The sequence below is a fragment of the Nonomuraea sp. AD125B genome (genome assembly GCF_041402765.1).
GTDB classification, from domain to species: domain Bacteria; phylum Actinomycetota; class Actinomycetes; order Streptosporangiales; family Streptosporangiaceae; genus Nonomuraea; species Nonomuraea bangladeshensis.
Map to the genome: position 1 here is coordinate 483,007 of NZ_JBGLOU010000001.1, position 19,816 is coordinate 502,822.

General features: G+C 73.3%; 18 protein-coding genes. 8 read left to right on the plus strand and 10 right to left on the minus strand.

Annotated features, from left to right (window positions below; genetic code table 11):
- Positions 1-27 precede the first annotated feature (27 nt).
- Positions 28-765, plus strand: coding sequence for an ABC transporter ATP-binding protein (locus ACBR40_RS02165; RefSeq protein WP_371247158.1), 738 nt, complete (start codon positions 28-30; stop codon positions 763-765).
- Positions 765-1,490, plus strand: a complete 726-nt coding sequence (locus tag ACBR40_RS02170; protein WP_371247159.1) for an ABC transporter permease — start codon at positions 765-767, stop codon at positions 1,488-1,490. The genes ACBR40_RS02165 and ACBR40_RS02170 overlap by 1 nt, the downstream gene beginning before the upstream one ends.
- Positions 1,491-1,493: 3 nt before the next feature.
- Here the strand turns inward: ACBR40_RS02170 and ACBR40_RS02175 are convergent, their stop codons facing one another.
- Positions 1,494-2,981, minus strand: a complete 1,488-nt coding sequence (locus tag ACBR40_RS02175; protein ID WP_371247160.1) for a S8 family serine peptidase — start codon at positions 2,979-2,981, stop codon at positions 1,494-1,496.
- A gap of 180 nt (positions 2,982-3,161) precedes the next feature.
- Between ACBR40_RS02175 and ACBR40_RS02180 the strand changes: the two genes are divergently transcribed.
- A complete protein-coding gene (locus ACBR40_RS02180; RefSeq protein WP_371247161.1) occupies positions 3,162-5,198 on the plus strand; it encodes a spermidine synthase in 2,037 nt (678 codons plus the stop codon).
- Positions 5,199-5,208: 10 nt separating this feature from the next.
- On the opposite strand, the gene ACBR40_RS02185 is transcribed toward ACBR40_RS02180, so the two are convergent.
- Entirely contained in the window at positions 5,209-6,756 is a 1,548-nt protein-coding gene (locus ACBR40_RS02185) for an LCP family protein (protein WP_371247162.1), read from the minus strand.
- A gap of 139 nt (positions 6,757-6,895) precedes the next feature.
- The gene (locus ACBR40_RS02190) at positions 6,896-8,353 is read right to left on the minus strand and encodes a neutral zinc metallopeptidase (RefSeq protein WP_371247163.1); all 1,458 of its coding nucleotides are present in this window, start codon (positions 8,351-8,353) and stop codon (positions 6,896-6,898) included.
- A gap of 201 nt (positions 8,354-8,554) precedes the next feature.
- Here ACBR40_RS02190 and ACBR40_RS02195 point away from each other — a divergent pair, with 201 nt between their 5' ends.
- The gene (locus tag ACBR40_RS02195) at positions 8,555-9,427 is read left to right on the plus strand and encodes a LysR family transcriptional regulator (RefSeq protein WP_344219107.1); all 873 of its coding nucleotides are present in this window, start codon (positions 8,555-8,557) and stop codon (positions 9,425-9,427) included.
- 279 nt (positions 9,428-9,706) lie between these two features.
- Here ACBR40_RS02195 and ACBR40_RS02200 read toward each other — a convergent pair whose 3' ends face one another.
- Both ACBR40_RS02200 and ACBR40_RS02205 read right to left on the minus strand, forming a co-directional pair.
- Positions 9,707-11,065, minus strand: a complete 1,359-nt coding sequence (locus ACBR40_RS02200; RefSeq protein ID WP_364452257.1) for an ATP-binding protein — start codon at positions 11,063-11,065, stop codon at positions 9,707-9,709.
- A complete protein-coding gene (locus ACBR40_RS02205) occupies positions 11,058-11,732 on the minus strand; it encodes a response regulator transcription factor (RefSeq protein WP_344219103.1) in 675 nt (224 codons plus the stop codon). Before ACBR40_RS02205 ends, ACBR40_RS02200 begins: the two co-directional genes overlap by 8 nt.
- 127 nt (positions 11,733-11,859) lie before the next feature.
- Here ACBR40_RS02205 and ACBR40_RS02210 point away from each other — a divergent pair, with 127 nt between their 5' ends.
- Genes ACBR40_RS02210 through ACBR40_RS02220 form a run of 3 tightly spaced genes read left to right on the plus strand, consistent with a single transcriptional unit; the run spans position 11,860 to position 15,021 of the window.
- Positions 11,860-13,020: an outer membrane lipoprotein carrier protein LolA gene (locus ACBR40_RS02210; protein WP_371247164.1), complete on the plus strand. Its 1,161-nt coding sequence runs from the start codon at positions 11,860-11,862 to the stop codon at positions 13,018-13,020.
- Positions 13,021-13,028: 8 nt separating this feature from the next.
- Positions 13,029-14,018 (plus strand): ATP-binding cassette domain-containing protein, encoded by a 990-nt coding sequence (locus tag ACBR40_RS02215; protein ID WP_371247165.1) that lies wholly within the window; start codon positions 13,029-13,031, stop codon positions 14,016-14,018.
- Positions 14,005-15,021 (plus strand): ABC transporter permease, encoded by a 1,017-nt coding sequence (locus ACBR40_RS02220; RefSeq protein ID WP_371247166.1) that lies wholly within the window; start codon positions 14,005-14,007, stop codon positions 15,019-15,021. Before ACBR40_RS02215 ends, ACBR40_RS02220 begins: the two co-directional genes overlap by 14 nt.
- Here ACBR40_RS02220 and ACBR40_RS02225 read toward each other — a convergent pair.
- From ACBR40_RS02225 to ACBR40_RS02240, 4 genes are all read right to left on the minus strand, one after another.
- Entirely contained in the window at positions 14,958-15,461 is a 504-nt protein-coding gene (locus tag ACBR40_RS02225; protein ID WP_371247167.1) for a MarR family winged helix-turn-helix transcriptional regulator, read from the minus strand. The two genes, ACBR40_RS02220 and ACBR40_RS02225, sit on opposite strands and share 64 nt — an antisense overlap.
- Positions 15,458-16,915 (minus strand): MFS transporter, encoded by a 1,458-nt coding sequence (locus ACBR40_RS02230; RefSeq protein WP_371247168.1) that lies wholly within the window; start codon positions 16,913-16,915, stop codon positions 15,458-15,460. Before ACBR40_RS02230 ends, ACBR40_RS02225 begins: the two co-directional genes overlap by 4 nt.
- A 182-nt stretch (positions 16,916-17,097) precedes the next feature.
- A complete protein-coding gene (locus ACBR40_RS02235; protein WP_371247169.1) occupies positions 17,098-17,829 on the minus strand; it encodes a YcnI family protein in 732 nt (243 codons plus the stop codon).
- A 49-nt stretch (positions 17,830-17,878) separates the two neighbouring features.
- A complete protein-coding gene (locus ACBR40_RS02240; protein WP_371247170.1) occupies positions 17,879-18,421 on the minus strand; it encodes an MFS transporter in 543 nt (180 codons plus the stop codon).
- A gap of 113 nt (positions 18,422-18,534) precedes the next feature.
- On the opposite strand from ACBR40_RS02240, the gene ACBR40_RS02245 reads away from it, so the two are divergent.
- Positions 18,535-19,041, plus strand: coding sequence for a hypothetical protein (locus ACBR40_RS02245; protein ID WP_371247171.1), 507 nt, complete (start codon positions 18,535-18,537; stop codon positions 19,039-19,041).
- On the opposite strand, the gene ACBR40_RS02250 is transcribed toward ACBR40_RS02245, so the two are convergent.
- Complete coding sequence (locus ACBR40_RS02250; RefSeq protein WP_371247172.1) at positions 19,035-19,814, minus strand: ATP-binding cassette domain-containing protein; 780 nt, start codon at positions 19,812-19,814, stop codon at positions 19,035-19,037. The genes ACBR40_RS02245 and ACBR40_RS02250 overlap by 7 nt on opposite strands.
- Positions 19,815-19,816 lie beyond the last annotated feature (2 nt).

A 19,816-nucleotide genomic window follows, 5' to 3' on the forward strand; every position in this document is an offset into this window, starting at 1 on the left:
GATTACCTCAATCTTGGAGGCGATGAAATGATCGAGACAACGGGTCTGACGAAGACCTTCGGCGACGTGACCGCCGTCGCTGGCGTGGACATCACCGTGCAGCCCGGCGAGATCGTCGGGTTCCTCGGCCCCAACGGCGCCGGCAAGACCACCACGATGCGCATGCTGACCACCCTGCTGCGGCCCACCTCGGGCGTCGCCGTCGTGGCCGGGTGCGACCTGCTCGCCGACCCGCGCGGCGTGCGCCGGCGCATCGGCTACGTGTCCCAGGGCGGCGCCGTCCCGCCCGCCGAGCCGCTGCGCGGCGAGCTGGAGCTGCAGGGCATGCTGTACGGCCTCGGCCGCGCGGAGTCCGCCGCCCGCACGCGGGCCCTCCTCGACCGGCTGGAGCTCACCGGGCTGGAGGAGCGGCCGGGCGCCGCGCTGTCGGGCGGCCAGCGGCGCCGCTTCGACATCGCCTTCGCCCTGCTGCACGAGCCGGTCCTGCTCTTCCTGGACGAGCCCACGACCGGCCTCGACCCGCAGAGCCGGGCCAACCTGTGGGACCACGTCCGCGCCCTGCGCGCCGAGAGCGGCCTCACGGTCTTCCTCACCACCCACTACCTGGACGAGGCCGACGCCCTCTGCGACCGGCTGCTGATCATCGACCACGGCCGGATCGTGGCCGAGGGCACGCCGGCCGCGCTGAAGAGCGGCGGACGCACCCTCGACGACGTCTTCCTCGACATCACCGGCCGCTCACTGCGCGAGGAGGCGGGGGTCTGATGCTGCGCGACACCTGGGTCCTGTTCCGCCACGGCGTGCGCACGACGCTGCGGCAGAAGGTCGGCATCGTCTTCGGGGCGGTGCAGCCGCTGCTGTTCCTGGTGCTGTTCGGGCCGCTGTTCGTCACGATCGGCACGTGGGAGACGCTCGTGCCCGGCCTGATCATCCAGCTCGGATTGATGAGCATGGGCCTGGCCGGGTTCGGCGTGGTCTTCGAGCGGAGTTCCGGCGTGCTGGAGCGGATGCGCGTCACCCCGGTCAGCCGGCTGGCGCTGCTGCTCGGCCGGGTGCTCAACAACGCCGTCACGCTGATCATCCAGACGGCGCTGCTGCTGGCCGCGGCCTACGCCCTCGGCCTGCGGGCCCCGGCGGCCGGGGTGCTGGCCGGGTTCGCGCTGGTGCTGGTGCTCGGCGTCAGCCTGGCCGCGCTGTCGTACGCGGTCGCGCTCACCCTCGACCAGAACCTGTTCGCGCCCGTGATGTCCACCGCGGTGATCCCGCTGGTGCTGCTGTCCGGGTCGTTCCTGCCGATGTCGATGGCGCCGGGCTGGCTCGACGCGCTCTCCCACCTCAGCCCCTTCCGCTACCCGCTGGAGGCGCTGCGCGAGCTGTTCCACGGCCACTACGCCAACGGGACGGTGGCGCTCGGCGTGGCGGTGACCGTGGTCTTCGCCGCGGTCAGCCTCACCGTCGGCACGCGCGTGTTCAACCGCGAGAACGCCTGAGGGTCAGGCCGCGCTCCGCGAGCGCCGGTCGAGCGCGGCCACGATCGCGCCGGGGTCGACGGTGCCGTAACCGTAGTCGTAGTCGAAGCCGACCTCGCTGCGGTCCTCGGCGGTGCGCCGCAGCAGCGCCCGGAGCTGCGCCGGCGACAGCCGGGAGGCCGGCCACCGGGTGCGGACCGCGGCCACCAGCCCGGCCGCGACCGGCGCCGCCGCCGAGGTGCCCGAGTCGGCCTCGCCCTCGCCGAACGCCCGCGAGCCTGCGAAGCGCGTGTAGGCGCACACGTCCGGCTTGCGGGCGGTCAGCCGCCCGGGGCCGCGCGAGGAGCAGCCCAGCCGCGCGCCGTTGACGTCCACGCCGCCGACCGACAGCGCGCGGGGGTGGGAGTTCGCGCCCGCGATGGGCCGGCTCGGGAACGGGTGGCGCCCGCCGGGGCGCTCCCGCCCGCGGTCGCCCGCCGCGAACAGCACGTCCGCCCCCATCCGGTCGAGCGCGGCCACCATGAGGTTGAACGGGTGGGCCGCGTTGTCGGAGTAGTTGCCGGGATGCCCGGCGGGGAAGTCGCCCTCCGGCGAGAACGACCCCCACGAGTTGCTCACCACCAGCGCGCGCGTCTCGGCCGGCTGGGCCTCCAGCACGCCGCGCAGGTGCGCGAAGGCGGCCACCGCGTCCGAGAGCAGACCGCCCGGCAGCGGACCGCCCGGCAGCGGGCCGCCCGTGACCGCGCTGACCGCGCCGCCCGGCAGGGCGTGCGACAGGGCGTCAGGCCGGGCGGGCGGCAGGGCGGATGACAGGGTGGATGACAGGGTGGATGACAGGGCGGGCGGCAGGACGGGCGGCAGCAGCGGGATGTCGATGAGCGCGGCCTGCGGGGCGGCGATCAGCGCGTCGAAGGCGCACATCGTCCCGTGGCCCACCCCGGACTCGCCCGGCGCCGGGACCGACCGGCCATCCGGCGGCCTCCAGCAGCGGGCGGTGTCGACCGTCACCGCCCGGCCGAGCCGCCGCGCGGCGTGGGCGGCGTTGACGCCGGTGTCCAGCACCGCCAGCGCCACGCCGGCGCCGTCCAGCCCCTCGGCGTGCAGCCCGGCCACGCCGAGCAGCCGCTCGACGTCGTGCCAGTCGCCGACCGGCGCCTCGCCCACGGGGACGGGCGAGGGCTCCACGACCGGGTCGGCGAACACTCCGACGACGTCCGGCCGCAGCGCGACGCCGGAGGCCGGCTCGCCGTCGGGGATCGTGCCGCGCACCAGCACCGAGGCGTCGCCGGGGGCCAGCGAGACGTCGAGCGGCCGGTTGAGCGGGAGCGGGTCGCCGCCCGCGCGGGGGACCGGCCGCGGCACCGTCACGGGCGCGAACGCCGGATCCAGCTCGACGCCCGGCAGCTCGGCCACCAGACCGGCGGCCACGTCGGCCGTGGTGACCTTCGAAGACGGGTCGGCGACGGCCGCGGCCAGATCGGGGGAGGGGCGGAGCTGGATCATCACGCGCATGGGTCACCACCGGAGGTCGTGGGGAGCGAGTCACCCCACCTTGCTCCATCCGGCGGGGCCCGTCCAGCGCCTTCGGCAGGTTTGACCTGCGAAAACGCCGCAAAAACCGCGAAGCGGACGACATTTCTTCCGGCCTGTCAGGCTTCCATGATCCCGGTCCGTTCACTACCGTGAGGCTCCATGACGCTCCAGGCGCGCACGCCGGTCGACGACGGAGAGAAGGCCCACTGGCTGGCGGTGCGGCCGAGGCTCGTCCTCGCCAGCGCCTTCATGCTCTTCCTGGAGCTGGCGCTGATCCGCTGGACCGGGTCGAACATCGTCCACCTGAGCTACTTCACGAACTTCGTGCTGCTCGGGTCGTTCCTCGGCATCGGGCTCGGTTTCCTGCGGGTGGGGCGCTCGCGGCGGCAGCCGTACTACTCGCCGGTCGTGCTCGCCGCGCTCGCGATCGTGGTGCTGGCCTTCCCCGTCACCGTCGACCGCGACACCGAGGGCGTCCTCTACTGGACGAGCCTGTCCACCACGGGGCCGCCCGCCTGGCTCATCCTGCCGGTCATCTTCTGCGCCGCCGCGCTCGTCCTCATGGGGCCCGCCGAGCTGGTCGGCCGCTGCTTCCCCGAGCTGCCCCGCCTGGAGGCCTACCGGTACGACCTCATCGGCAGCCTCACCGGCATCGCGGCGTTCACCGCGCTGTCGTTCCTGAGCGCGCCGCCGGTCTGCTGGGCACTGATCGCGGCCATCTGCTACGGCGTGCTGCTCGTGCCCCGGCCGCGCTCGCTCTACCTCGGGCTGGTCACCGTGCCCTCCCTGGCCGTCGTCGGGCTGCTGCTCACCGAGACGCTCACGGCCGGGGCGGTCTGGTCGCCGTACTACAAGGTCACCGCCAAGCCGCTGACGGTGCTCGGGGTGCCCGTCACCGACATCGCGGTCAACGGCATCCCGCACCAGCAGGCCGTGCCCGCCGCCGCCCGCCTGCAGTGGGAGGCCCAGTACGGGTTGCCGTACGAGCGGGCCTCCAAACCGCCCCAGGACGTGCTCATCGTCGGCGCGGGCAGCGGCACCGACGTCGCGATCGCGCTGTCCAAGGGCGCCCGGCGGGTGGACGCCGTCGAGATCGACCCCAAGCTGCGCGAGCTGGGCGGCTCGGTGCACCCCGACCACCCCTACGACGACCCCCGCGTCACCACGCACATCACCGACGGGCGGGCCTTCCTGGAGCGCGGCGGCGGCGCCTACGACCTGATCCTGTTCGCGCTGCCCGACTCGCTCACCCTCGTCTCCGGGGCCAGCTCGCTGCGGCTGGAGAGCTACCTGTTCACCGAGGAGGCCATGCGGGCCGCCCGCGCCCACCTCAAGCCCGGCGGCACGTTCTCGATGTACAACTACTACCGCGAGAGCTGGCTGGTGGACCGGCTCGCCGTCACCATGCAGCGCGCCTTCGGCCACAAGCCGTGCGTGGACGTCGTCAGCACCGCCGGGCAGCAGGCCGTCATCACCGCCGGGCTGACGGCCGCCGACCAGCGCTGCGCCGCCGAGTGGCCGGGCGCCGCCGCGGGCACGCCGCCACCCGCCGACGACGACCGGCCCTTCCTCTACCTGCACGACGCGACGATCCCGCCGCTCTACCTCGTCACGCTCGGGCTCATCCTCGCCGTCAGCCTGCTCGCCGTCCGCGTCGTCGCCGGGCCGTACCGGCGGATGCGCCCCTACAGCGACCTGTTCCTGCTGGGCGTGGCGTTCATGCTGCTGGAGACCAAGAGCGTGACCGGCTTCGCGCTGCTGTTCGGCACCACGTGGGTGGTCAACGCCGTCGTCTTCGCCGGCGTGCTGGTCGCGGTGCTCGCCGCCGTCGAGATCACCCGCCGCTTCCGCACCCCGCCGCTGCCCGTCATGTACGCCGTGCTGCTGGCCGGCCTGGCGCTCGCCTGGTTCGTACCGAACGCCTGGCTGCTGTCGCTGCCGGTGCCACTGCGCGCCCTGGCCGCCGTCACGGTCGCGTTCCTGCCGATCTTCGCGGCCAACGTGGTCTTCGCCAAGCGCTTCGCCGAGACCGCCGACGCCACCACGTCCTTCGGCGCGAACCTGCTCGGGGCGATGGTCGGCGGCTGCCTGGAGTACGCGGCCCTCGTGATCGGCTACAAGGGCCTGCTCGTGGTCGCCGCCCTGCTGTACGTCGGCGCCTTCGCCCTGCTGCCCCGCAGGAGCGCCGCCGCCTGACGCGGCCTCGTCAGAGGCCGCAGAGCTCGTCCAGGGACTTGGCGCCGGCCTTCTGGGTGTTGCGGGTGGGCGTCTGCGTCGGCGCCGCGGCCCGGGTCTGCGTCGGCGACGTGGAGGGGGCGGTGACGCTGGGGGAGGCGGTGACGTTCGCCGTCTGGGCCTGGCGGGGCGGGCGCATGGAGTCGGAGATCGCCTTCTTGGTGGCCTGGCGGATCTTGGCCCAGTCGGGGCGGCCCGAGTAGAACTCCGGCGGCACGAACTGCAGGCTGGTGATCTTGGCGTCCTTGACCTTGACGGCCAGCTCCATGATCGGCGGGAGCAGGGGCTGCGGGATGTTCGTCTGCGCCATGCGCTTGGCCGCGCCGGCGATCTTCCTGAAGTTGGTGAGGATGACCTGGGGCGTGGCCTGCTGGGCGAAGGCGCCGATGACACAGCGCTGGCGGGCCATGCGGGAGAAGTCGTCGCTGTTGACGCGGGAGCGGCCGTACCAGAGGGCCTGCTCGCCGCTGAGGCGCCGGTAGCCGGCCTTGATGGTGCCGGCGGTGCCGTAGAGGCCGCCCCACTTGACGTCCGACTCCACGTGGACCTTCAGGCCGCCGATGGCGTCCACGAGGGCGGCGAAGCCGTACATGTTGATGAGGGCGTAGTAGTCGATCTTGAGGCCGAGGGTGTAGCCGATGGCGTCCATCAGCGCCCGCGGGCCCATGTTCTTGCCGCCCATGATCTGCGGGTTGTCGTTGGCGTACTGCCAGACCTCGTTGAGCAGGCCGCCGTTGGGCAGCTCGGCCATGAAGCCGTTGGGGAACTGCTTGTGCAGCGGCGAGCTGGCCGGGAAGTGCACGTGCTGGAGGTTGCGCGGCAGGCTGAACAGCACCGTGTTGCCGGTCTTGGTGTCGATGCTGGCCACGTTCATGCTGTCGGTGCGCACGCCGGTGCGGTTGCCGGCCGCGTCGCCGCCGATGAGCAGGAAGTTGACGCGGGTCTTGCCGGCCCAGGGGTCCTCGGGGTTGTGCGCGACCGTCGGCGTGCCCGGGTCGGAGGAGGACGGGAAGATGTTCCCCAAGGTGTCGCGCACGGTGATCATGGTGTTGGCGACGAACGCGAACGGCGCCATCACCGCCACGCACAGCACACCCACGACGATGCCGGTCAGGATCTGGCCCTGCTGGTTGAGCCGTTTGGGGCTGAGCACCACGTACGAGCTGACCACGATGGCGAACCAGGCCAGCGCGAGCGCCGAGGCGGTGATGATCACCGCGAGCATCATCCCGTCGCCGACGAACGCGGCGGCGTCGGCCAGGTTGCGGGTCAGCCCGAAGGCGAGGGCGGCGAGCAGCAGCACCGCGTACACGCTGATGAGGATCAGCCCGGTACGGCGGCGCCCGGCGCGCAGGTGCGCGGCGCCGGGCGCGACGGCCGACAGCGCGGTCCAGCCGAGCACGGAGGCGGGCGTGAGCGGCCGGGCGAAGCGGGGGGCGCCAGGGGCCGGGCGGGGCCGGCGCGCCGGGCCTTCCTTTCTGCCTCCAGGCACGGTGCCCTCCCCGTCGCGCTTTCTCACACCGGCTCCTTCAGACGCCTACCAGGCAGAACGGCCCCCATGCGGGGACAAGAATGCCAGGATTCTAGTCCCCATATCTGGACAACACAGACACTTGCCTAAGTCGAGATGAACTCTGCGCGGATTTCACAGGAGGCTCTCAGGAGACCGTGGAGGACGGAGCCATCCACGTGTTGCACTGGTAAACCTTGTTCTTCTCCCAGCCCTGACGGAACCAGCGGTTGTTGTTGGCGGGCGTCCCGTGGTCGCGCGGATAGCCCGGATAATCGCCCACCTGGCCGTAGAACCAGTACAGCCGGCTCCGCAGCGACGTGGTCACCGGATAGGTGGCGGCGACCGAGCGCATCCACATGCCGCCGAGGCAGGTGGCCTGCAGCTCCAGCCGCCTGCTGAGCCCGAGCTTGGTGCTCCGGCTGGAGGAGGCCAGCGTGCTGTCCCACCAGGAGTTCATCAGGCCCGTGACGTTCTGGACGTGGTGGCCGTACTCGTGGGCCATCATGCTGATGATGCCGCCGTGCCAGGAGATGATCTGGCCGTAGCCGCGGGCGTTGCCGTTGCCGCGCGCCATCGCCGAGGTCGAGGCGTAGATCGTGGAGTTGCGCGGGCAGTAGTACGGCACCATGCTCCCGGCGCTCGGGTAGTCGCCGCAGGCGCCCCGGCCCCTTCCGGAGGCGATGGCGTAGCCCGGAGGGCGGAAGTCGAAGCCCTGCTTCTCCAGGATCGGGCCCCACGCCCGGTCCATGCACTTGCCCGTCTTCAGGATCAGCGCCTTGAGCTGGCTGTGGCTGAAGATGCTCGCGTTGCCCGCCCGGCAGGGGATCCGGGGCAGCGTGCCCGCCCGGTAGAGACTGTTGTTCTTGAGGCTCGTGTTGACCTGCACCTGCGCCGGCGGCGTCACCGTCTCCTCCGGGGTGCGGGTCGGCTGCCGGGTCGGCTGCTCGGTCGGTCGGCGGGTCGGCGGCCGGGTGGCGCGGCTGCGCTCCGGCGTGGGCTCGTACGTCGGGACCGCGATCGGCGTCGTCGTCTCCGACCGCGACGAGCTCTTCAGCAGGGCCGCGCCGACGACGATCAGCACGAACAGCGCCGCCAGCGAACCGAACACCGCGCCGAGCACCCCGATGACGCCCATGCCCGACTTGCGGCGCGGCGGCGGCTGCCACTGCCGCGGCGGCATCGGGGGCGGTGGCGGAGGTGGCGGCGGGGGAGGGGGCGCGGGCTGCCGGTAGTGCTGGGCGTACTGCGGCGGCGGGGGAGGCGGCGGCGGCATCTGCTGCGTGTAGGGCCGCGTCAGGCCGCCCTGCGGCGGGTACGGCGGCTGCCCCGGCCCCTGCGGCGGGTGTGCGGGGCCCTGTGGCGGGTGCGCGGGACCCGGCGGCGGGTAGCCGGGCCCCTGGGGTGGGTAGCCGGGGTTCTGCGGCGGATGGCCCGGCCCCTGGGGCGGGTAGGCGGGCGGAGGCGCCTGGGGAGGCGGCCCGTACGGACCGGCCTGCGGCTGCTGCTGCCGGCCGTGCCCGGGCGGCGGCCACGGCAGCGCGGGTGGCCTCTGTGGCTGACCGGGCCCTTGTGGCGGGGGTGGATATTGCCCGTTACCTGTCACCCTGTCTCCCCGTTTGCCCCGTTGTCCCATTGCCGAGCTTTGTCCGGCGACTTGACGGACCCTTGGCAAATTTGGGGCAAAAGCATACTGATTTATCACCCGTCACGGATGTAGCAGTGCACGGTCACAGTCCGAAATCATTCGAGGTGATCTCGGTTATCTTTCGGTCTGCGGAGCGGGTGGTGTCCTAGCTTTCTTGGCATGAATCTCCAGCAGCTCCGCTATGTGGTCGCGACTGCGGAGCACCGCACCATGACCGACGCGGCCAGGTCGCTGTACATCGCGCAGCCCGCGCTCTCCCGCGCGATCCGCGATCTCGAGCGCGAGCTCGGCATGACCCTGTTCGCCCGTTCCGGCCGCGGCGTCGTCGTCACCGCGCAGGGCCGGCGGGTGGTCAAGCTGGCACGGGAGGCGCTCGACGCCGTCCACGAGATCGAGGGCCTGGCCCAGCACACCGGCGCGTCCGACGCCGAACTGCGCATCGCCTCGACGCCCAGCCTGGAGCCCGGTCTGGCGGGGCGGCTGTTGCCCGCCTACGCCGCCGAGCACCCCGGTGTACGCGTCCAGATCGTGCGCTGCGAAGGCCGCGAAGCGGTCGTCAGCGCCATCAGGGACCAGCGGGCCGACCTCGGTCTCACCGATCTGCCGGTGCCCGCCGACCTCGTCACCCACCCCCTCGAACGCCAGGAGATCGTGCTGATCTCCCCACCCGGGCTCGAACTGCCCAACCCGGTGCCGATGGGCAGGCTGCACGGCATGCGCCTGGCCCTCCCGGCCCGCGGCAGCACCCGGCGCAGGGAGCTCGACGCGATGTTCGGCAGGTACGCCGTCACCCCGACGGTCGTACTGGAGACCGACGAGCGCAACGGCTGGCTCAACGCCGTCCGCGCCGGCCGGGCCTCGCTCCTGTGGTACCGCGGCATGGCCGAGCAGGCCGCCCGCTCGGGCCTCGTGGTGCGCTCGCTCGAACCGGCCGTGCGGCGCGTCATCGCCGTCGTGCACGCCCGTCGCCGGCTGCCGCTGATCGCCCAGGACTTCCTGGCCACCGCGGAGAAGGGAACGACCGCCGCCTGACACACCGAACCGGGGAACGCTCCACTCACCCCTGAATCCCCCGACACGGACGACCCCCGAGAACCCTCACCCCCACCCCAACCCCCCTACAGAAACCCCCCAACCGCACCGAAGCGCACCGACAAGGCCCGGCATCCGTCCGAGCCCGGGGCCCGGCGACGCGGCCCGGCCCCCGAGGGAGCCCCTTCCAGCGGCCCCTCATCCAGCCCCCAGAGCACGGCCTCGCCCTTCTCGGCGACGGCGGCCGGGGGCAGATCCTCCCCGGGACACGGGGACACCTCATCGGGACACGGGAAGCCGCACCACCGCACGCAGTCCGGGCGCGGCGTCCTCCAGGACCACCGTGCCGCCGTGCGCCCGCACGGTCTCGCGCACGATGGCGAGCCCGAGCCCGGTGCCGCCCTCGTCCCTGCTCCGCCCGGAGTCGAGCCTGGTGAAGCGGTTGAACACCCGCTCGCGGTCCTGCTCCGGGATGCCGGGACCGTCGTCGGTGACGGTCAGCACGCCGTCGGCGGTCAGCGCCACCTCGACCTTCGAGGAGGTGTGCCGTACGGCGTTGTCCATGAGGTTGGTCAGCACCCGGCTCAGGTCGAGCGCGTCGCCGCGGACCACGACCGGGTCGCAGACCGTCAGCCGGGCCTCGGCGTAGCGGTCCACGACCCGGCGTACGACCTCGTCGAGCTCCACCGGCTCGCGCCTGGCCGGGACGCCGCCGCGCTCGTCCAGCCGGGCCAGCGCGAGCAGGTCCTCGGCCAGCCGGGACAGGCGCAGGGTGTCCTCCAGCACGCCCTCGGCGGTCTCCTGCCAGTCCTGCCCCTCGGGGTGGCCGAGCGCGACCTCCAGTTGCAGCCGGATGCTGGCGAGCGGGCTGCGCAGCTCGTGCGCGGCGTCGGAGACGAGCGCCCGCTGACGCTGCTCGGCCTCCTCCAGCCTGGCCAGCATGTCGTTGAGCGTGGTGGCCAGGTGGTGCACCTCGTCGCGGGAGGCCGGCACAGGCAGCCGCCGGGAGCGCGCCGTGTGCGTGATCTCGGCGGCGCCGCGGCGCAGCGCCGCGATCGGGCGCAGCGTGCGGCCGATCATCAGCCAGCTCGCCACGGCGAGCAGCACCACCAGCGCGGGCGTGCCCACCATCAGGACCCGGCCGGCCGTGCCGAGGCTGGTGCGGATCTCGCTGATGGACCGCGCCGCGAGCACGGTCTGGCCGCGGTCCGCGCGCAGCACGACCACGTGCAGGAAACCCGGGACGGCGTACGGCCGCCCGTCCACCTCCACGGCCTTGCCGGACTCCAGCGCCCGTGCCCGGCCGGCGGCGTCGAGCAGCGGCACCAGCCGGTCGGCGCCGTACGTGACGTGCGTGATCCGGTTCCGCGCGTCGAGCACCTGCACGATCGTGCCGTCGTGGGTGGTGATCGGCGTGGTGAGCGTGCCGGAGTCGGCCGCCACGCGTACGACGTCCGCCTGCCGCCTGGTGCCGTCGTCCACGGTCGCCATCAGCGCCCGGTCGAGGACGCTGAGCAGCACCGACGCCGAGAGCGCCAGCGCCAGCGCGAGCACCGCGACGGCGACCGCCGACAGCCGGAAGCGCAGTCCCTGCCGCCGCCACCAGGCCAGGGGCGAGCCGGGCGACCCGTCAGCCACCGTCGCCCGCCAGCCGGTAGCCGGCGCCGCGCACGGTCTGCAGCGCGTTCCTGCCGAAGGGGACGTCGATCTTGCGGCGCAGGTAGCCGACGTACACCTCGACGACGTTCGGGTCGGTGTCGAAGGTGTCCCAGACGTGCTCCAGGATCTCCGACTTCGACACCACCTCGTCGCGCCGCCGCAGCAGGTACTCCAGCAGCGCGAACTCCCGCGGCGTCAGCTCGATCGCGGCGCCGTCGCGCTCCACCCGCCGCCGCGCCGGGTCCAGCGACAGGTCGCCGGCTTGCAGCACCGCCGGGCGCCGGCCCGCGTCGCGGCGCAGCAGCGCGCGCAGCCGGGCCACCAGCACCACGTACGAGAACGGCTTGGTCAGGTAGTCGTCGGCACCCAGGTCGAGCCCGTCGGCCATGTCGTACTCGCCGTCCTTGGCCGACAGCATGAGGATCGGCACCCAGTTCTCCTCGGCGCGCAGCCGCTTGCAGACGTTGTAGCCGGACAGCCGGGGCAGCATGATGTCGAGCACCACGACGTCGTAGTCGCCGTGGCGGGCCGCGTGCAGGCCCTCCTCGCCGTCGTGGGCGAGATCCACGGCGAAGCCCTCGGCCTGGAGCCCGCGCTGGAGCGCCGCCGCCATCCGCCGCTCGTCCTCGACGACCAGTACCCTCATGCGGTGATTCTCCCGTTCTGTCGCTGAGAGCGCGCTGAGAAGACTGAGAGGGGTCTCAGACAGTCTCAGGTCCGCCTAAGGATGCCTCACGCAGGCTAGGGCCATCGACATACCGTTAAGGAGTGAGATGCGTAGAGGCACGCTCGTGAGGTGGGGAGTCCCGATCGCGGCGGCGGCCGTGATCGGAGCCGCGATCGGCGCCGGCCCCGTCATCGCCGCGGTGAGCGGCGAGCCCACGCTGCCGGAGCGCTCGGCCGAGCAACTGCTCGCCGACGCCGCGGCGGCCACCGCCAAGGACCAGGGCATGAGGCCGATGTCGGGCACCGTGCAGCAGACCGCTTCGCTCGGTCTGCCCGCGTTGCCCGTCACCGGCGGGGACACCGGCCCGCTCAGCCTGTTGTCCGGCACGCACGAGGTGAAGGTCTGGTACGGCGGCGAGAACAAGATCCGCGTCGCCATGCCCACCCACCTCAACGAGACCAACCTGATCTACAACGGCGAGCAGTCCTGGTACTGGGACAGCGCCGCCAACACCGCCACCCGGCTGCGGATCAAGGCCGACGCCGGCGAGAAGCACGAGCTGCCGACGCCGCAGCCGACCGACGTGACGCCGCAGCAGGCGGCGCAGCGGCTGCTCGCCCAGGTGGACGAGCACACCGCGGTCCGGGTGATCAACACCGCCGAGGTGGCCGGCCGGCCGGTCTACCAGCTCGTCCTGGCCCCCAAGGCGGGCAGCTCGCTGGTGCAGGAGGTGCGGATCGCGCTCGACGGCGAGACGTACATGCCGCTCCAGGTGCAGCTCTACGCCAAGGGGTCGGCCGAACCCGCCTACCAGGTGGGCTTCACCCAGGTGACCTTCACCCCGCCGGCCCCGGAGAACTTCACCTTCACGCCGCCCCCCGGCGCCAAGGTGAAGGAGGCCACGATCGGCGAGGAGAGCATGGGCGCGAAGGCCGAGGAGCGCGCCGAGCACGCCGCCGACATGGCCGGCAAGGCCAAGCTGGTCGGCGACGGCTGGACGACCGTCGCGGTCGTGCCGTTCTCCCTCTCCGACCTCAAGGCCGAGGCGGCCGGGCAGGACGGGCAGGCCGGGCAGGACGGCCGGGGCGCGCAGGCGAACGCGCTCGTGGACAGCGTGCTCAAGTCCGCCACCCCGGTGAGAGGCACGTGGGGCTCCGGCAAGCTGATCAGGACGAAGCTGCTGACCGCCCTGCTGACCGACGACGGCCGCCTGCTGGCCGGCGCGGTCACCCCGGAGGAGCTGGTCCGCGTGGCGGGGACGAAGTGACACCAGCAGTGACATCCGTCACCGGCACGACGCAGGAAGCGGGGGCGCCCTTCGGGGCGGCCCCGCCCGCCGGCGACCGCTCCGCCGCCATCGTCACCCGCGGCCTCACCAAACGTTTCCGCGGCGGCCAGGTGGCCGTGGACGCGCTGGACCTGACCGTGCCGCGCGGCTCCGTGTACGGCTTCCTCGGGCCCAACGGCTCGGGCAAGACCACCACGATCCGCATGCTGCTCGGCCTGGTCACGCCCACGGCCGGCACGTACGAGGTGCTCGGCCTGCCGCCCGCCAGGGCCCTGCCGCGCGTGGGGGCGCTGGTCGAGGGGCCGGCGTTCTACCCGTACCTGTCGGGCGCGGCCAACCTCATGCGCTTCGACGCCGCCGACCCGTCGGCGCGCCGCGCCACCGCCCGGCGGCGGATCGCCGACGCGCTCGACCGGGTCGGGCTGTCGGCCGCGGCGGGCAAGCGCTACCGGACGTACTCGCTCGGCATGCGCCAGCGGCTGGCCATCGCCGCCGCCCTGCTCGGGCCGCGCGAGCTGCTCGTCCTGGACGAGCCCACCAACGGGCTCGACCCGCAGGGCACCCGCGAGGTGCGCGCCCTCGTCAAGGAGATCGCCGCCGACGGCACCACCGTCTTCGTCTCCTCGCACCTGCTGGCCGAGATCGAGCAGATGTGCACGCACGCGGCGATCATGCGGGCCGGCCGGCTGGTCGTGCAGGGCACGATCGCCTCGCTGAGCGCCGGCCGGGTCCCGCTCATCCGCGTCGAGACGCCGGACGCGGCCGAGGCGGCGCGGGTGCTCGGCGAGCTCGGCCTGACCGGCGTACGGGCGGGCGCGGGCGAGGTCACCGCCGAACTCGGCGGTCAGCGGCCCGAGATGATCAATGCCGCTCTGGTGGGGCAGGAGGTGGCGGTACGAGGGCTCGCGGTCGTCCGGCCGAGCCTCGAGGACGTGTTCGTCGGACTGACAGGAGAGGGATTCGATGTCGACGGCTGAGACCCGTACCCAGGCGGGCGCGGGCACCGCCGCGGCCGAGCAACTGCGCCGCATGCCCGGCCTGGTGCCGGTGACGGAGACCCTGCGCACCGTCGCACGCCGCCCGCCCGAGCCCTTGACCCACCCCGCCGGGGACGACGCGGGCGGGATCGTCGGAGAGCCCGCGGCCGAGGGACGCCGGATCGGCGCGTTCTGGCGGCTGCTCGGCTCGGAGCTGAGCCTGACCTTCCGCCGCCCCCGCAACATGGCGCTGCTCGCGGTGCTCGGCGTCGTCCCCGTCATCCTCGGCATCGGCCTGCGGTTCGCCTCGGGCACGGCCGGCGACGACGAGATGGGCGGCATCGTCCAGAACCTCGCCGGCAACAGCCTCATGTTGACGTTCCTGTCGTTCTCGTTCCTCGTGCTGCTGCTCATGCCGGTGGCGGTGAGCGTGGTGGCGGGCGACGCGATCGCCGGCGAGGCGGGCGGCGGCACCCTGCGCTACCTGCTGGCCGCTCCGGTGGGCCGGGGACGCCTGCTGGCGGTCAAGTACCTGAACGCGGTCGTCTTCGGCTACGCGGTCACCGCCGTCGTGGCCGTGACGGCGCTGCTGACGGGGCTCGCGCTGTTCCCCGGCGGCTCGGTGACGCTGCTGTCCGGCACCACGATCACGATGGGGGAGGGGCTGCTGCGCATCCTGCTCGCCGTCGGCTACGTGGGCGCCGCCATGGCCGCGCTGGCCGCCGTCGCGCTGGCGCTGTCGACCTTCACCGAGGTCGCCATCGGCGCCATCGCGGGGACCCTGGTGCTGCTGGTCGTCTGCCAGGTGGTGCGCGCGGTGCCGGCGCTCGATGCGGTCACGCCGTACCTGCTGCCGACCAGGTTCACCGCGTTCGACGCGGTGCTGCGCGATCCCGTCGACTTCGCGGCGCTCCGTGACGGGCTGCTGTCCTTCGCCGCCTACATCGCGCTGTTCGGCTCGATCGCCTGGGCCCGCTTCTCCGGCAAGGACATCACGTCCTGAGCGGCCCCGGCGGAGCCGACCGCGGCCATGACGCGGTCGAGGGCGGCCAGGTCGTCGGCGCTGAGGGCGGCGAGGGCGTCCGGCGGGCGGGCCAGGATGCGATCGGCCCGCTCCGCGGCGGCCCGCCCCGCCTCGGTGAGCGTGACGATCCTGTGGCGGCGGTCGCCGGGATGGACGGTGCGCCGCACGTAGCCGCGGCTCTCCAGGTCGTCGACCACCAGCGTCGTGTACGGCCTGTCGGTGCCCAGCCAGGCCGTCAGCTCGCGCATGGTCAGCGGGCCGGGCAGCAGCCGGCGCAGCGCCTTGGCGCGCGAGAAGCTCATGCCGAGGGCGTCGGCGACCTCCTTGCGGCGGTCGTCCTCCAGCACCAGCGCGCGCATCGCCGCCCACACGCGGGCGAGCGCCGCGGCGCGGTCGTCGGGGGTCTCCGGATCGTTCACGAGGGGCCTCCGTCCTGGATGAGCCGCTCGGCGGTGCGGGCGGCGCTCCGCTCGGCCCGGGGGCCCGTGGTGAGGACGCCGAGCAGCAGGATCGTCGCGCCGCAGCCGACGCCCACCCACCAGCCGATGTGGCTGGCCTGCGGGAAGCCGGTGGGCAGCGGGCCGCGTACGGCGGAGGTGACCAGCGCGCCGATCACCGCCACGCCGAGCGACTGACCGATCTGCCGGCTCGTGGATGCCACGGCGGCGGCCACCCCCGCCTGGGCGACCGGCATCCCGGAGACGGCGGTGTTGGTGATGGGCGCGTTGAGCATCCCGAACCCCAGCCCGAACAGCACGTACGCGGTCAGCAGCTGCCAGAGCGGCGTGTGCGCGGTCAGGCCGGTCATCATGAGCATGCTGGCCGTGAGCCCCACCCCGGCGACGACCAGCGGGACGCGCGGCCCCGCCGTGCCGACCAGGCGGCCGGACACCGGCGAGCACACCGCCGTGAGCGCGGCCATGGGCAGCGTCAGCAGACCGGCGTGCAGGGCCGAGTAGCCGAGGCTCTCCTGCAGGTAAAGGGTGTTGAGGAAGAGGAAACCGCCGAGCGCGGCGAAGCCGCACACCGCGATCAGCGTGGCCCCCGCGAACGGGGCGCTGCGGAAGAAGCGCGGGTTGATCAGCGGCTCGCGGCGGCGCAGCTCGTACGGCACCAGCACCGCCAGCGCCAGCGCGGCGAGCGCGAAGCAGCCCAGCGTCTGCGCCGAGCCCCAGCCGGCGGCGGGCGCCTCGATCAGCCCGTACGTGAGGCTCGCCAGCAGCACGACGACCAGGGCCTGCCCTGCGACGTCCACCGGCCGGGGGCGCGGCGCGCGCGACTCGGGCACGAACAGCGCGCACAGCACGAGCGCCGCCAGCCCGACCGGGATGTTGATCCAGAAGATGGACCGCCAGCCGACCGAGGCCACGAGCGCGCCGCCGAGCGGCGGCCCGAGCGCCATGCTGATGCCGACGACCGCGCCCCACACGCCGATCGCGCGGGCCCGGCTGCGCGGCTCGGTGAAGGTGTTGGTGATGATCGACATGGCGACCGGGTTGAGCATCGAGCCGCCGACGGCCTGCAGCGCGCGGGCCGCGACCAGCCACCCCAGGCCCGGCGCGAGCGAGCAGGCGAGGGAGCCCAGCGTGAACAGCACGAGCCCGGTCTGGAAGGTGCGCCGCCGGCCGACGCGGTCGCCGGTCGAGCCGGCCAGCATGAGCAGCGAGGCCAGCACGACGGTGTAGGCGTCGATGATCCACTGCAGGCCGGAGACGGAGGCGCCGAGGTCGCGCCGGATGGACGGCAGCGCGATGTTCACGATCGTGTTGTCCAGCCCGACGATGAACAGGCTGGTGCAGCAGATGGCCAGAACGAGCATCGGCCTCACGGGCCGGACCTGCCGGGCGCGGAGGCCGAGGTTCGTCGATGCCATGCAACGATTATATTGCCGTAACTAACTTTCTCCCGCCCGCCCGCCCGCCGGCGAGGCCGGGCGGGCGGATGAGGAGCCGGCCGCGGGGCCGCCGGGCGGGCGGATCGGGAGCCAGGACGGCTGCGCCGCCGGGCGGGCGGATCGGGAGTCAGGACGGCCGCGCCGCCGGGCGGGTGCGCGGGTCAGGCGCTGGGGCGGCGGCGGAGGCCGAGGGCGCCGATGATGACGCCGATCACGCCCACCGCGAGGCCCGCTCCGCCCAGCAGCCGGGCGGTGCCGTCCGTGCCGCCGTCCGTCGAGGCCGCCACCGCGGTCGCGGTCATGCTCGGCGCAGCGGAAGCGGGGGCCGTGCTCGGGGCGACGGCGCCGTGACCGTCGTCGCCGTTGGCCGGGGTGAGCTTAAGCAGTGGCGCCGGGTGCTCGGCCTCCGTGCCGTCGGTCTTGGGCGCCTCGGACCAGTCGACGACCTCACCGCTGGAGTAGGTCTGCTTCGTCGGGAAGACGAGCTGGTCGGTGTCCGTGGGCAACTGGCCCATGGACACCTCGAACTCCTGGAACTGCCCGGGCTCGATCTTGCCGCCGGACCAGACGACCTTGGTCACGGCCTCCTTGAGCTCGCCGTACTGGGTCTTGACCGGCGTGGGCAGCTTGCCCTCGGTGACCTTCACCTTCCATCCGGGCACGGGCTTGACCGACACGAACGCCAGCGGGTGGTCGGCGGGGAAGGTGACCTCGATCGTGGTGGTCGAGGCGTCGTCACGCTCGTTCGGCACCCGGAAGGCGACCTTGGTGAAGCCGCCCTGCTCGGCGGAGCCCGGCTGGATGGTGACGTGGGCGAGGGCGGGCAGGGCGAGCCCGGCGGTGAGTGCGGTGGCGGCGGCGATCACGGTCGCGGCCCGGCGTACGAAGGACATGCGGAAACTCCACTTGAGAGGAAAGGGAAGAACAGGGGTGTCAGAACGGTCAGGCGGGAAGTGGAGGACCGCGCCTGGCCAGGCAGTGCCGGAGAACCGGCGAGAGAGGGACGGCCCGCGCGGCGGCCACCGGCGGGCGGGGCCGCGCGGCGGGCACGGCGACCGGCCGCAGCAGCGTGAGCCGCCGCCCGGCCCGCCGGAGCAGGGCCCACAGCGCGGCCTCGCCGCGCGCCAGCCACACCCCCGTGAGAAGCGTGGCCGTGAGGTGGGCGGCCAGCATGCCGGCGTTGACCGCGAGCCCCTGCCCGTGCCCGTGCACGGGGACGTAGGCGATGTCCTGGGAGCCGGCCCGCGCGAACAGCTCGTGCAGCCCGAGCTGCGCGCCGACGAGCACGACGTTGACGACCGGGGCCGAGCGCTCCCGGCCGGTCAGCGCGAGCCCCAGCCCGGCCGAGGCCGCGAGCCCCAGCCCGGCGGCCCACGGAGCGGGCCCGGAGCCGCCGCCCACCAGGTGGGCGAGGGCGGCGAGAGTCACGCAGACGGCGGAGAAGGCCGCCGTCCGCGCCAGCCTCAGGGGGAGTCGCGCGCGCATGGGTGTGCCCCATCGTCTCACGGGGCAGGGTTGCCTGTGGCCTCAACCGGGCGATGCCTGGGCGTTGCACACTGTTTGTCGCTAGGGTCGTGCCGATCTACGTTGACATAGAGGTGAGAACGTTGCGGCACTTAGGCGGTTTCCTCATCGGGTTAGTGGTCACGGCGGCCGTCCTGGCGGGCGGCGGCTGGGCCGTGACGCAGGCCGCCGCGCAAGCCGCAGCGCACGTCACGGGGCAGGCCCCGGTCACCCCGGCCGACAACCAGAAGCTCTGGATCGCGCTCGGCGCGATGGCCGCGGTCGGCCTGGTGTACGGGCTCGTGGTGGCGGGCCGGATCTCGCCGCTCGCCACCTTCGTGCCGTCCATGGCGCTGCTGTCCTGGACCGTCGTCTACGCGCTCGATCCGGCGCGCGCGATCTCCCTCGTCCCCGCAGAGCCGTCGGTGGACCAGATCGTCAGGGAGGCCGGCGCCGGCGCGCAGACCCTCCTGACGACGGGCGTGCTGGCCCTGCTGGGCGTGGCCCTGTTCATCCCCGTGCTGATGCCGTCGCGCTGGTCGCGCCCGTACGACGACGATGACGACGACTACGAGAGCTCCCAGGAGGGCGGCTACTACTGATCCGCCCCCGCCGGCCGGCCGTCGGCGAGCACCGCCTCGCCCTTGTAGAGGCGGGTGACGACGTCCTCGATGTCCGCGTCGGCCGGCGCGGTCGCCATCAGGTCCGCCAGCGTGCCGTCGAAGGCCAGCCGGCCGTGGTCGATGACCATGACCCGGCGGCACAGCCGTTCGACGTCGCCGAGGTCGTGGGTGGTCAGCAGCACCGTGGTGCCCTGCTCGGCGTTGACCCGCAGCAGGAACTCGCGGATGCCGGCCTTGCTGACCACGTCGAGGCCGATCGTGGGCTCGTCCAGCACCAGCACCTCGGGCGCGTGCAGCAGCGCCGCCGCGAGATCGCCGCGCATGCGCTGGCCGAGGCTGAGCTGGCGCACCGGCGTGCGCAGGAACCCGCCCAGGTCGAGCGCGTCGGTCAGCTCCGCCAGCCGGGCGCGGAAGGCGGCCCGCTCGACCTTGTAGAGCAGCCGGATCAGCTCGAAGCTGTCGGCCAGCGGCAGGTCCCACCACAACGTGGTGCGCTGACCGAAGACCACCCCGATGCGCCGGGCGAGCGCGGTGCGCCGGCGCGAGGGGTCGAGCCCGGCCACGCGCACCCGGCCGGAGGTGGGCGTGAGGATGCCGCAGAGCATCTTGATCGTGGTGGATTTGCCCGCGCCGTTCGGCCCGAGGCAGCCGACGAACTCTCCGGCGGACACGGTGAACGACAGGTCGCGTACGGCGTGGACGACGTTCTTCCTGACCTTGAACGTGCGTCCCGCCCGGTCGAGCTCGATCATCG